The organism is Bacillus sp. XT-2, assembly GCF_025696525.1.
Taxonomy (GTDB): domain Bacteria; phylum Bacillota; class Bacilli; order Bacillales; family Bacillaceae; genus Bacillus; species Bacillus halotolerans.
This window is the reverse complement of the sequence record NZ_JAHVOC010000004.1, coordinates 318,268-331,837: the sequence shown is the minus strand read 5'-3', so window position 1 is coordinate 331,837 and position 13,570 is coordinate 318,268. Positions and strand designations below refer to the sequence as shown.

The following is a 13,570-nucleotide window of genomic DNA, read 5'->3' as shown; positions in this document are numbered from 1 at the left end:
ATAAGTGTATTGATATTTTCCCCTCTGATTAGACAAATTAACCGTTTTATTTCCCGGGAAAGCATTTCCGTTATTTTTTCATGCATATTTAGAGCCAATTAGAAAAACCTATAAGTAAAGTGATAAAGGAGGAATTCACATGCTTGGAAAAAAACAAGTCCTTGCGTCCATGCTTCTTATCCCTTTGCTTATGACTGGTTGCAGTATGGCCAATCAGGGTGAGGGCAGACGTGATAATGCAGAGCCTGAAAATGTTAACTACCGCAATCCGGCAAATGATAACGGCACAAGAAATATCAACAATGAAAATGATAGCCGTGACAACGTCGACAATAATATGACGAATAATGGTAATAACAATAACGGTAATGATAACCGTAAGTTGGAAGTTGCTGATGATGCAGCCGATAAAATTACCGATATGAAAGAAGTTAAACACGCGAATGTGATTGTTGCCGGAAATCAAGCGTATGTTGCAGTTGTATTAACAAATGGGAAAAAAGAAGTTGGAAAAGATCTGAAAAAGAAAATTTCCGATAAAGTAAGAGACACTGATAAGAACATGGACAATGTTTATGTTTCTGCAAATCCAGACTTTGTTGATCGGATGCAGGGGTATGGCGAACGGATTCAAAATGGTGATCCGATTGCAGGATTCTTTGATGAATTCAGTCAAACAGTACAACGTGTTTTTCCGCAAGCTGAATAACAGATAAAAAGCCGCATAACTTGTGCGGCTTTTTTCTTTGCGGAAATGACACGCTGTGAACTAAGGCTGCATAGAGTAAAAATAAAAGGTACAAGACGGACCGGCTCAGGGAGGGAGACGTTTGCAGGGTGGCATAGGAAAGCGTGCGGCATCCGCTCTATTCCTGTGCGGAGTCCTTGTGATGCTGGCCGTAAGCTCGGCCATCGTATCAAGCACGATGTATATTCTGTCTTTGCCAGGGCAGACATCTGGGATAACGAAAGAACAAGTGACGAAGCACATGAAGAAAGAGTCATTTAAACAGGCCGATGTTTATTACACTTCTAAGGAAAAATCCTTACTGCCATTAACGAAAGAAACGCTTGAATATGCGGTGAGTATTAATCAGGTCATGCTTGAATATTCGAATCATAAGCCTATTGATATTATTTTTTTTCCTAATGAAAAACAGATGGAGGCTTATTCCGGTTTATTGGATGTTGTCGGCTTTTATTCTGAGCGGGAGCAGCTGATCGGATTATTGCCTGAAGAGAAAAAGCAGCTTTTAGAAGGTGATGATGTAGCAGTTTATCTGTATCAGAGATTATTGATTCATGAGTACACACACCATGCGTTTCATCAGAAATTACGGGAGCTCGAAGCAGATCCTGATGAGTTCCCCTTATGGTTCCATGAAGGATTAAGCGAGTGGATCGCGAACTATGAATTGCTCATAGATCCGATCACGTTTACTGTCGTGCCGTTTGACCGTTTGCAGACAGATCAGAACTGGCAGGAAGCTCGATCGGAATATGAAACCGATGTTTATTTGCAAAGCTTTTATATGATCAATGAGCTGACGGAAACATACGGGAAAGACATTATTTTGGAGATTATAAAGGAAACAGCGAAAAAAGGGGATTTTAAAAAAGGGTTTAAAGCGGCGACGCAGGATAGTCTTGATCAATTTGAAAAAGATTTTACCAGAACGTTTGAAGAAAATACGGCATTGGATAGTTTCTATCCAATGCCTTTTTTATTTAATGAAGTCCCTGCTGGCCCATACCGCCTTGAGTCGGAGGCATTTGTCCTTGTGCAGGGGCAAATGAATTTCTCAGTTGTTCCATATCCTGCGCATCAAGCTGCGGAACTTGGTAATAACCATGTTTGTTTTGGTAAAGGAAAATCTCAAAAGCCATTTCGACATACTGCTGAATTTGCGCAGACAGTACACGTCTTACGGCCGGATTTGTCATTTCTAGAGAAGCCATCGTCAGCATAGATGCCTGTGCCTTAACAGCGCAAAGCATTTGGCGGCTGATGATGCTGTCATCAATGTCATTCATGGATTGAACAGGTTTCTTAGGCTGTGCCGGCTGCATACCGTAAACAGTCTGGTTGTCTTCTTTCATCATATAAGTTGCCGTTTTTTGTGAAGGCTCGCTTCCTGTTTTGAAGCACTCTGCCGTTAAGTTATATTGAGATGTAATGAATTGATATTGACGGTCAAGGATGTTTAATAATTCCTGATCCTTACAGAATTGTCTCAGCATCATAAACTGATCAAGCACAGTAAGCGTTCCGGAAAGCACCTCGTGCATATCAAACATTTCATGTCCCCCGTGATTTTGATGCGGTTTGCCTGGTATCCCTTTATTCTGTGATTGCTGCTGAAATTGCTGATCCAAACCGAATTCCTCCTTTTTTTTCAGATCAGCTGTATTTTGTGCTTGTCTGCGGTGTTTTATGCAGCGCCTGACAGGATTTATATGCTGATTGTCGAAGTGATTATCAAATAAACGAATGATGCAAGATGTAAGGGAGGAAAACTGATGAGGCGTTTTTTGCATGTTGTTTTGATCATACTTTTCATTTTCTTGAATGTCATGTCCGCTTATGAAGCTGTAAGAGCTGCTGAGCCAGAACCAATATCGGTTGAAAAAGCGATACAGCAAAAAGAGGGCCAAGCTCTTGTCGAAGGATATACAATCGGCCAAGCCGTTTCACCCCAGCATTACAATCTGACAAGCCCTTTTTCAAATGATTATAACGTTGCTATAGCGGACAGCAAAAACGAGACATCACCCGATCACATTCTTCCCGTGCAAATCCCCTCCGCATTTAGAAGCCAATTCGGACTGCAAACGAACCCGCTGCTTCTTGGGAAAAAGATAGCTGTTCAAGGCGAGCTTGAACATTATTTTAATACGACAGGTCTTAAGAAGGTTCAGTCAATGGTCTTAAAGGATGACGCTGAATCTCCGCCGGCAGCACAGCCTATTACAATACAGGAAGCGCGCGGCCGAATGAATGAACATGTCACGATTAAAGGCGTTGTTACTGCCGATCAGAGCGCAATCGGAGGCGGAAAGCTGTCGACCTTTATGCAGGATGACACAGGCGGCATCAACATTTATTCGGCAGCACCAGAGAATTTCCCTGAGTTAAAAGAAGGAATGCACATTACGGTGACAGGGAAAATAACGACTTACCAAGGGCTTACTGAAATAGTTCCGGATACATCAGGCATCCGTATTACCCAATCAAATCAGCCTCTCCCTGTCCCTGAATTTTCAACGATCAATGAACTGGTCAATGGCAGCTTGGGTGATCAATATGAAGGGCGTCTTGTAACAGTCAAAGCTTATATTTCTTCCATTCCAAATTCTCAAGCAGGCGGCGGTTACAATGTTACGATGATTGATAATGATCACCACGCAATGACACTGCGTGTTATGAGTGAGACAGGTATCATTGATGAACTGACTGAGGATAAATGGTATGAAATCACTGGCGTGTTGAGCAGATATCAATCCCTTCAGCTTCTTCCGCGAAAATCAGCAGACATGAAGCTGCTTCAAGAGCAGCCTGCCCCGCCGTCTTCAGAAGGCGAATATGAAACTGTGGTTGATCGCGTTGTAGACGGTGACACCATTCATGTCAAAAAACCGATACTTGGCACGGCAAAAATCCGTTTTGTAAATGTAGACACGCCAGAAACGTACCACACACCAAAAAATGAAGCGGATGAAAATCAGTTAAAATTTGGCAAGGAAGCCTCTGACTATTTAAAAACTGTTTTGTCTCCAGGAGATCAAATAACGGTAAAAGTCGGCAGCGAAGCCAAGGACAGCTATGGCAGGCTTCTTGGACAGGTTGTGACTGAGACAGGGGCAAATGTAAATTTAGAACTCGTGAAAAATGGCTATGCTCCAACATATTTTATTTGGCCTGTTGAAAATGAAGAGGATTATCAGGAATTTCAGGCCGCAGCCGCCAATGCTAAAAAGGAGCAAAAAGGCATTTGGAATGAAGCGGATCCTCTTATGGAAATGCCGTTTGAATTTAGAGCCAGAGAGCAGGGGAAAGGGCTGACAAGGTATGTGGGAGACTCATCAAACAAGACCTATGTTACGCCAGCAGACTGGAAGCAGGTGGCTGTGGAAAACAGGATCTTCTTTGCTTCAGCAGCTGAAGCAGAGAGTGCCGGTTACAAGAAAAAGCAAACCTCTCTCCAAGAAAATATACCGCTTAGAATTTTAAGCATGAACGATTTACATGGGAAAATCGATCAGCAATACGAGCTTGACCTTGATGGAGACGGCACTCCAGATGGCACATTCGGACGCATGGACTATGCAGCTGCCTATTTGAAAGAAAAAAAGGCGGAAAAGAAAAACACGCTCACTGTGCACGCCGGGGATATGATCGGGGGAGGTTCGCCCGTATCATCTCTTCTTCAAGACGAACCAACTGTCGAGCTGATGGAGGATATCGGATTTGATGTCGGAACTGTGGGCAATCACGAGTTCGATGAAGGTACGGATGAACTCATGAGAATGTTAAAAGGGGGAGATCACCCGAAAGGCACTAGCGGCTATGACGGACAAAACTTTCCCCTTGTGTGCGCCAATTGTAAAATGAAGTCTACCGGAGAACCCTTTTTGCCGGCTTATGACATTATAAACGTAGAGGGCATACCCGTTGCTTTTATTGGGGTTGTCACACAGTCGGCGGCCGGAATGGTCATGCCTGACGGAATAAAGGATATTGAGTTTACCGATGAAATACAAGCGGTAAATGACGCTGCCGAAGAGCTGAAGAAAAAAGGCATCAGGGCCATTGCAGTGCTCGCACATATGTCTGCCGAACAAAATGGCAGTACAATAACAGGCGAATCTGCTGACCTTGCAAACAAATCAGATTCTGAGATAGACATCATTTTTGCAGCGCATAACCATAAGGTCGTCAATGGTGAAGTGAACGGCAAGCTGATCGTTCAGGCGTTTGAATACGGAAAAGCGATAGGTGTCGTTGATCTGGAAATCAATAAACAGACAAAAGACATCGTCAAAAAATCGGCTGATATCGAATACGTCGATCAAAGCAAGAAAAAACCTGATGCCAGCGCCTCAGCTATTTTAAGGAAGTATCAGGCCCTTGCTGAACCGATTATCAGCGAAGTAGTCGGTGAGGCGGCTGTTGATATGGAAGGCGGTTATTCTAATGATGGCGACACACCACTTGGGAATTTGATTGCTGATGGCATGAGAGCGGAGATGAAAACGGATTTTGCGCTAATGAATGGCGGCGGGATACGGGAAGGACTGAAGAAAGGCCCAATTACATGGGGAGACCTTTATAACATTCAGCCGTTTGGAAATGTGCTGACGAAGCTTGAGATTAAAGGAAAAGATTTGCGGGAGATCATCAATGCGCAAATCTCACCGATTTTCGGCCCTGACTACAGCATAAGCGGGTTTACGTATACGTGGGATACAGAAACAGGCAAAGCGGTTGATATAAAGATGGCAGACGGAACCGAAATCCAGCCGGATGCCACATACACATTGACCGTTAATCATTTTATGGCGACGGCGACAGGAGCAAAATACCAGCCAATCGGATTGCTTGGGAAACATCCGGTTACAGGGCCTGAGGATTTAGAAGCGACTGTAGAGTATGTAAAAAGCTTTGATAAGCCGATTTCATATACGAAAGAAGGCAGAATAAAACTGGCTGAAGACAGTCAGGCTGAAGACCCAGTCACTGAAGACCCGGCAGACAGTCCGGGAACAGACGATCCGGGCAAGGCAAATCCGACACCTGGGGAAGAACAGCCTGATCTAAGAGAGACCCCGGGCACAGCTCCGGTCCATCAGCTGCCGCCTGCAGTCATTTCGACCTTTGAAGAATTAACAGAGACCAAAAAGCCTGCCACTGCCGCCGGCCGTATAAACACACTGCCTTTGCATAAAGAAAGTGAGGAAAGCGGTTCTGATCATAAGCTTCCGGATACATCAGCAGGATACTACAACTTTATTGTGATCGGCGCAGCGGTCTCACTGTCCGGAACGTATTTATATATCAGAAGGAAAAGGAGTGCCGCTACGACGTGAAAAAATATATTCCTCTTGTGATCATTGTGATCGGTCTTGTGATCACAGGCTACGGGGGCTTCAAGCTGATAGATACCAGCATGAAAACAGAGCAGACATTAAAAGAAGCAAAAAAGGCGGCTGAACAGCAGCAGGCCATTGCAGGCACGAAGAAAAACGATAATCAAGCCGAGAAAAAATCATCGTTTAAGCCGAAGACTGGCCAAGCAAGCGGCATACTGGAAATACCGAAAATCAATGCGGAGCTTCCGATCGTGGAAGGGACCGATGCGGATGATTTAGAAAAGGGTGTGGGGCATTACAAGGACAGCTATTATCCAGATGAAAACGGGCAAATTGTACTGTCAGGACATCGGGACACCGTTTTTCGCCGGACAGGAGAGCTTGAAAAAGGTGACCGGCTCAACATCATCCTTTCATATGGTGATTTCACATATGAAATTGAAAAAACAAAAATCGTGGATAAGGATGATACCTCCATTATTACGCTGCAGCACGAAAAGGAAGAGCTCATTCTGACCACCTGCTATCCTTTTTCATACGTCGGGGATGCCCCGAAACGTTATATTATTTACGGAAAACGTATTTCGTAAAAAAAGCCGCAAGACAATCCCTGCGGCTTTTCTTTCATGATAAATACGTATGGCAAAGGCTTTCTATATCAGCGGGAAGAGGTGCTTCGGCAACGACCAGCTCTTCGGTAATCGGATGAACAGCCTGTACCTTTTTGGCATGCAGTGCCTGCCTGTTAAGAAATTGGCTCCCGCCTCCGTAAAGTGTATCCCCAGTAAGCGGATGGCCGATGCTTGCCATATGCACACGGATTTGATGTGTTCTGCCTGTTTCCAGCTCTAATTCAGCAAGCGAGAGCTGTTCTCTCGCATTGATAGCAAGGGTACGGTAATGGGTGACGGCGGCTTGTCCGCCTGGCGAAACCCGCCGTCTTGTCGGGTGTGATCTGTCTCTTCCAATCGGCGAATCGATCTTGCCTTTTTTTGGTTTCAGTTTTCCTTCAACAATTGCGAGATACATACGCCTCAGTGTTTTTTGCTCTAGCTGCTGGTCTAAGATGGCATGCGCCAGACGGTGCTTGGCGAATACGACAGCGCCTGATGTATCCTGATCAAGACGGTGGACATGGCGCACTTTGATTGTTTCGCCATTCACCTGAAAGTGATATGCGATCAAATTGGCGAGTGTGCCGGTTTGGCCTTCCTCGTTGGGATGAGTGGAAATACCAGCTGGTTTATTGACGATTAACATGTGGCGGTCTTCAAATAAAATATCAAGCTCTCCATACTCAGGTATGACGGAGGACTCTTCGTTTTCCTGAAGATCAATAAAAAGGCGGTCACCCTTTTTTACGAGTATATTGTTTTTGACAGGCTCGTGATTGACCTTTATATTGTGATAAGTCATCCATTCTTGGATAACGGGTTTAGAAGCTTTGAGCTCTGTTTTCAGCACAGAAAACAGCCATTGTCCGTCCTGTTTTTCACTGATTATCAGCTCTAGCCCTTTGCCTTTTTCTTTCATGATCAAATGGCTCCTTTTTTGCGCGAAAGGCCGCTGCTTCTCATAGGAAACACTTACCTTAGCTTTCGCGTTTTTTTCTGTGATATTCTTGAGAAAGACTTTGGATATTCGATGGCAAGAAAGGTGATAGACGTGAGAATCGTGAACGCAGCAACTGAAGAACAGGAAAGCTTTATCAAGGAACTGTCAATGGAGCTTTTCCATCATGTATTTCCTCTTTATTTCTCCGAACTGGACATTCAGCGCTTTAAAAAGAAAGGTGTTCTGTCTTTAAATAACCAATATTACCAAGGAACATTAAAAGAAGCTTTTCAAATTATGGCTTGTCTGCAAATGATACATATTATTCTGACAAAGCCTTCACCGCACGATGACTTGAGTGATCAAGCCATTTTTGATAAAAACAGCAAGATGCTGAATGATTGCGGAGTATATTTTCCGTTTGCTTTATATGATTTTCAACCGAAAACAAACAATGCCTTTTCGGGTCACAGAAGGCTGATATAATCTGCGGCAAGAGCTTTTCCGTTTCGAGAAAAGCTCTTTTGGCATCAGAGAAATCATACCACAAAACCTTTCCTGCAACTCCCTTTTTAATCATCCGGTGTCTGAACATACTAATGATTGAAAGGGGTGCTGACCAATGAGTTCAGTTAAACATTCAATGACAACGCAGGTAGCAACCGTTTCTCCGAATCAAACGATTCAGGAAGCGGCTTCTCTGATGAAACAGCATAACGTCGGGGCGGTTCCCGTGGTAGAGCAAGGTGTTTTAAAAGGAATGCTGACTGACCGTGACATTGCATTGAGAACCACAGCTCAAGGCCGAGATGGCCAGACACCCGTTTCAGAAGTGATGTCAACAGACCTCGTATCAGGAAATCCTAATATGAGTCTGGAAGACGCGTCGCATCTGATGGCCCAGCACCAAATCCGCCGCCTTCCTATTGTAGATCAAAACAATCTAGTCGGGATCGTTGCGCTTGGAGACCTGGCTGTCAATCAGATGTCGAACGAGTCTGCTGGAGAAGCGCTGACAAACATTTCTCATCAAAACTTGCATTAATAAGAAAGAGCTTGCAATGTGCAGGCTCTTTCTTCACATAAACCCTTACTTTTTGAAAGCAGAGACGTTTCGGGGTATAGTGTATACATATGTCTCAATTCGGGCCAAAGGAGTTGTACGCAGTGATAAAAGCGTTAATTTTTGATTTTGATGGGCTTATTCTTGATACAGAAACACATGAATATGAAGTCCTTCAGGAAATTTTTGAGGAACATGGCTCAGTTCTGCCGTTATCCGTTTGGGGCAAGGTTATCGGAACAGCGGCGGGATTTCGGCCATTTGAATACTTAGAAGCGCAGATAGGCAAAAAGCTGAACCATGAAGAGCTGACAAAACTGAGAAGAGACCGGTTTGCAAAACGCATGGAAACAGAAAAAGCGAGACCTGGTGTTGAAGCGTATCTGAATGCGGCAAAGGATTTAGGCTTAAAAGTAGGACTGGCTTCCAGCTCAGATTATAAATGGGTATCCGGCCATTTGAAGCAACTTGGCCTGTTTGACGAATTCGAAGTGATTCAGACAGCTGATGATGTAGAAGAGGTCAAGCCCAATCCCGAGCTGTATTTGTTAGCGGCAAAGAATCTTGGAGTATCGCCGTCGGAATGCCTCGCATTCGAGGATTCCGTCAATGGTTCGATTGCTGCCAAGCGAGCGGGCATGAAGTGTGTCATCGTTCCGAATCAAGTAACAGGCACCTTGATGTTTGAAGAATATGATCACAGGCTCGAATCAATGGCGGAGATGGAGCTCGCCCTATTGCTTGATCATCTGAATGCACAAAACTAGAAAGGAGCGAGTAGATTGTCTGAGAAATTAGATTTGACCCGTTTTGAAAAGAAAATGGTCATCCGTAATATCGAAGAGAAAGATATCGACAACATTATCGACCTTCAAAAGGACTGCTTTCCAGGCATGGAGCCGTGGAAGCGCGAGCATTTAATCAGCCATCTGGAGCATTTTCCGGAAGGGCAGTTTTGTGCAGAATTCGAAGGTGAAATTATCGGTTCGTGCTCAAGCCTCCTGATTAATTTTGATGAATATGATGACCGCCATACGTGGCAGGACATTACAGATGACGGATACATCACCAATCACAATCCGGATGGCTTAAACATGTACGGGATCGAGGTCATGGTGCATCCTGATTACAGACGGATGAAAATCGGCCATCGTTTGTATGAGGCAAGAAAGGATTTGGCAAGACGTTTAAATCTGAAAAGCATCATCATAGGCGGACGGATACCGAACTATCATAAATATGCTGATGAAATGACTGCGAGAGAGTATGTTGAACAGGTAACACGCCATCAAATTTACGATCCTGTCCTTTCTTTTCAGCTGATGAACGGCTTTACCCTGATGCGGATTAACCCGGATTATCTCCCGGATGATACAGCTTCAATCAAATATGCGACGCTGATGGAATGGAATAATGTCGATTATCTGCCGCAGCAGACAAAGCGTTATTATAAATCGGCCTTCCCTGTGAGAATTTGTGTCATTCAATACGAAATGAAAAAAATCTATTCCTTTGAGGAATTTGCGAATCAAGTAGAGTACTATGTCGATGTCGCATCTGACGCGAGGTCTGATTTTGCATTGTTCCCGGAAATTTTCACAACCCAGCTGATGTCCTTCCTTGAGGAACGTTCACCAAGCTTGGCGGTACAGAGAATTACCGAGTATACTGAGGATTACATCAGTCTGTTTACAGACTTGGCTGTTAAGTATAATGTCAACATTATCGGCGGATCTCATTTCGTAGAAGAGGAAGGGAAAATTTATAATATCGCCTACCTGTTCAGACGCGATGGAACGATTGAGAAGCAATATAAACTGCATATTACGCCGAATGAACGGAAATGGTGGGGAATCAGCGCGGGCGACCAGGTACGTGTGTTTGATACGGACTGCGGGAAAATTGCGATCCAAATTTGCTATGACATTGAGTTTCCTGAGCTTGCCCGTATTGCGGCCGATAAAGGCGCAAAAATTATTTTTACGCCATTTTGTACGGAAGACCGCCAAGGCTACTTGCGTGTCAGATACTGTTCACAGGCAAGAGCAGTCGAAAATCAAATTTATACCGTCATTTCCGGAACGGTTGGAAACCTGCCGCAAACGGAAAATATGGATATCCAATATGCTCAGTCCGGCATCTTTGCCCCTTCTGATTTTGAATTCGCAAGAGACGGCATCGTTGGGGAAACCAACCCGAATATTGAAATGGTCGTCATTGGCGATGTTGACTTAGAAATTCTCAGAAGACAGCGCCAAAACGGAACAGTGCGTCAGCTCAAAGACAGACGCCGCGATATTTATCATATTCACTATAAAAAATAATGCGAAAGCCCGCCTGAATTGGCGGGCTTTTTTTAAAAAAAACGGAATTGAAACGCTTCCGTGCTTTCTTTAAAATAGAAATAAATGTGTGTACATCGGAAAAGAAGGTGCCCTATGGAGTTTCTGCTTGTTTTAGTTCCTGTTTTCGGAATCTTCGCAATTGGTTATATCGGACAGAAAACACTCGGTTTTGATATTCAGACACTGTCCAAAATGTCCTTATATTTAATGTCTCCTTTTTTGGCTTTTGATACGTTTTATTCAAACGAGCTGACGATGGACTATGTGTATCTGTCTATTTTTGTGCTGGGTCTATGCCTGGTTCTTGTGCTGTTGGTCTCCTTTTTATCCTTTTTTCATAGGTATCCGAACCAAGATCGCTGTGCCATGATTCTCTCATCAGCCTTTATGAATAACGGCAATTATGGCACGCCTGTCGTACTGCTTGTGTTTGGGACGGCGGGGCTGGATACGGCTGTTGTGTTAATGGTGCTGCAACAGTTAATTATGAGTACTATCGGCATGTATTACGCTGCAAAGGGCGGTTCGGAGGAAGGCGGATGTAAAACGGTGATGACTCGGGTTATCCGTATGCCTGTGGCGTACGGAGCACTTTTAGGCGCAATACTTCAGCTTATGCATATTTCAATCCCTAAAGAGTTAATGACAGGCATTGAACTGGTCGGAAATGCGACGATTCCGACGATCATGATTATTCTTGGCATGCAGCTTGCGCTGATCTCTTTCAGGAATATTGAATATAGAAAAATTTCTTATTCTCTGGTGCTGAAGCTTATGGTATCACCGTTAATTGCGCTGGCCTTCACATTGATTTTGCCTGTGGATGACATGACGAAGCAAATCATGATTCTCGTAGCGGCCATGCCGACCGCTGCCAATACGACCTTAATGGCCGTTCAGTTTAATACAAGGCCCGAAGTCGTTTCCAGTGCCACTTTTATCAGCACAATGCTGAGCATAGTCACTTTGCCGGTCCTGCTTTGGATGCTGCATCCTCTTTCTTCTTGATGAAAGAGGATGTTTTAATTACCCGGCGGTTTATTGACTCCTTTGTCGTCTGGCTTTATATTGAAGTCAGGGAAATCATCACCTAGACATCACATAAGAGAAGGCCTGTTTCAATTTATTTATTGAACGCTAATGAAATGGAGATGATGGGGATGGAAAACATTCAGCAAAATCAGGGTTTAAAGCAAAAGGATGAGCAATTCGTGTGGCATGCTATGAAGGGAGCGCATCAAGCGGACAGTCTGATTGCCCAAAAGGCGGAAGGAGCCTGGGTGACTGATATAGACGGACGCCGCTATCTTGATGCGATGTCCGGTTTGTGGTGCGTTAATATTGGTTACGGCAGAAAAGAGCTTGCGGAGGCTGCTTATGAACAATTAAAGGAACTGCCGTATTACCCGTTAACGCAAAGTCACGCACCTGCGATTTACTTGGCGGAGAAGCTGAATGAGTGGCTTGGCGGCGATTATGTGATTTTCTTTTCCAACAGCGGATCGGAAGCAAATGAAACCGCTTTTAAGATCGCTCGCCAGTACCATCTGGAAAACGGCGACCACAGCCGTTATAAATTCATCTCTAGATATAGAGCCTATCACGGCAATACGTTGGGAGCACTCTCTGCAACCGGCCAGGCACAGCGGAAATATAAATATGAACCGTTAAGCCAAGGATTCTTGCACGCCGCCCCGCCTGATGTCTACCGAAATCCTGAAGACGCCGATACGCTAGAGAGCGCAAATGAAATTGACCGCATCATGACATGGGAATTAAGCGAAACGATTGCCGGTGTCATTATGGAGCCCATTATTACTGGCGGAGGCATTTTAATGCCGCCGGACGGATATATGAAGAAAGTGGAGGAAATCTGCCGCCGCCACGGCGCCCTGCTGATTTGTGACGAAGTCATCTGCGGATTTGGGCGGACTGGCGAGCCGTTCGGATTTATGCACTACGGCGTGAAGCCCGATATCATTACAATGGCGAAAGGGATTACAAGCGCGTATCTGCCATTGTCAGCGACCGCAGTTAAACGGGAGATTTTTGAAGCATACCAAGGAGAAGCTCCTTATGACCGTTTCCGCCACGTCAACACATTCGGCGGCAGCCCGGCAGCCTGCGCATTGGCTTTGAAAAACCTGCAAATTATGGAGGATGAACAGCTGATTCAGCGATCCCGCGATCTCGGAGCAAAGCTTTTAGGTGAGCTTCAGTCGTTGAGAGAACACTCTGCAGTAGGAGATGTAAGGGGAAAAGGGCTGCTGGTCGGAATCGAACTTGTCAAAGATAAGCTGACTAAAGAGCCGGCTGGCGCTGACCAAGTGAACCAAGTGGTTGCGGCATGCAAAGAGAAAGGGCTGATCATCGGCAAAAACGGCGATACAGTCGCCGGATATAACAATGTCATTCAGCTCGCCCCGCCATTTTGTCTGACAGAAGAAGACCTTGCATTTATCGTAAAAACGGTGAAGGAAAGCATACTGACGATTTGATACAAAAGTGATTTGTTAAA

The 13,570-nt window shown here is 44.6% G+C and carries 11 protein-coding genes and 1 pseudogene; 10 read left to right on the top strand and 2 right to left on the bottom strand.

The window, feature by feature from the left end; all coding sequences use genetic code 11:
- The first annotated feature begins 139 nt into the window (after nt 1–139).
- Together KXD37_RS13665 and KXD37_RS13660 are read left to right on the top strand one after the other, a co-directional pair.
- On the top strand, nt 140–709 hold the full coding sequence (locus KXD37_RS13665; protein WP_103672358.1) for a YhcN/YlaJ family sporulation lipoprotein: 570 nt from the start codon (nt 140–142) through the stop codon (nt 707–709).
- Between the two features lie 121 nt (nt 710–830).
- Nucleotides 831–1,797, top strand: a pseudogene (locus KXD37_RS13660) (hypothetical protein).
- Here KXD37_RS13660 and KXD37_RS13655 read toward each other — a convergent pair.
- Nucleotides 1,729–2,376 (bottom strand): spore coat protein, encoded by a 648-nt coding sequence (locus KXD37_RS13655; RefSeq protein ID WP_024120704.1) that lies wholly within the window; start codon nt 2,374–2,376, stop codon nt 1,729–1,731. The pseudogene KXD37_RS13660 and the gene KXD37_RS13655 sit on opposite strands and share 69 nt — an antisense overlap.
- A 144-nt stretch (nt 2,377–2,520) precedes the next feature.
- Between KXD37_RS13655 and KXD37_RS13650 the strand changes: the two genes are divergently transcribed.
- Together KXD37_RS13650 and srtA are read left to right on the top strand one after the other, a co-directional pair.
- Nucleotides 2,521–6,087 carry a 5'-nucleotidase C-terminal domain-containing protein gene (locus KXD37_RS13650; RefSeq protein ID WP_411910720.1) on the top strand — a complete coding sequence of 1,189 codons (3,567 nt, stop codon included), beginning with the start codon at nt 2,521–2,523 and terminating at the stop codon, nt 6,085–6,087.
- Nucleotides 6,084–6,680 carry a sortase SrtA gene (gene srtA / locus KXD37_RS13645; protein ID WP_101863750.1) on the top strand — a complete coding sequence of 199 codons (597 nt, stop codon included), beginning with the start codon at nt 6,084–6,086 and terminating at the stop codon, nt 6,678–6,680. Before KXD37_RS13650 ends, srtA begins: the two co-directional genes overlap by 4 nt.
- A gap of 34 nt (nt 6,681–6,714) precedes the next feature.
- On the opposite strand, the gene KXD37_RS13640 is transcribed toward srtA, so the two are convergent.
- On the bottom strand, nt 6,715–7,623 hold the full coding sequence (locus tag KXD37_RS13640; protein ID WP_263463622.1) for an RluA family pseudouridine synthase: 909 nt from the start codon (nt 7,621–7,623) through the stop codon (nt 6,715–6,717).
- Nucleotides 7,624–7,734: 111 nt separating this feature from the next.
- Here KXD37_RS13640 and KXD37_RS13635 point away from each other — a divergent pair, with 111 nt between their 5' ends.
- The 6 genes from KXD37_RS13635 to KXD37_RS13610 all read left to right on the top strand — a co-directional run bounded on the left by KXD37_RS13635 (nt 7,735) and on the right by KXD37_RS13610 (nt 13,550).
- A complete protein-coding gene (locus KXD37_RS13635; RefSeq protein ID WP_101863935.1) occupies nt 7,735–8,130 on the top strand; it encodes a YhcU family protein in 396 nt (131 codons plus the stop codon).
- Between the two features lie 136 nt (nt 8,131–8,266).
- Entirely contained in the window at nt 8,267–8,689 is a 423-nt protein-coding gene (locus KXD37_RS13630) for a CBS domain-containing protein (protein ID WP_024120708.1), read from the top strand.
- A gap of 122 nt (nt 8,690–8,811) precedes the next feature.
- A complete protein-coding gene (locus KXD37_RS13625; RefSeq protein ID WP_106022498.1) occupies nt 8,812–9,474 on the top strand; it encodes an HAD family hydrolase in 663 nt (220 codons plus the stop codon).
- Nucleotides 9,475–9,489: 15 nt separating this feature from the next.
- Nucleotides 9,490–11,031: a bifunctional GNAT family N-acetyltransferase/carbon-nitrogen hydrolase family protein gene (locus tag KXD37_RS13620; protein WP_127695614.1), complete on the top strand. Its 1,542-nt coding sequence runs from the start codon at nt 9,490–9,492 to the stop codon at nt 11,029–11,031.
- A 114-nt stretch (nt 11,032–11,145) separates the two neighbouring features.
- Entirely contained in the window at nt 11,146–12,060 is a 915-nt protein-coding gene (locus KXD37_RS13615) for an AEC family transporter (protein WP_263463621.1), read from the top strand.
- Between the two features lie 137 nt (nt 12,061–12,197).
- Nucleotides 12,198–13,550 (top strand): aspartate aminotransferase family protein, encoded by a 1,353-nt coding sequence (locus KXD37_RS13610; protein WP_255004905.1) that lies wholly within the window; start codon nt 12,198–12,200, stop codon nt 13,548–13,550.
- Nucleotides 13,551–13,570 lie beyond the last annotated feature (20 nt).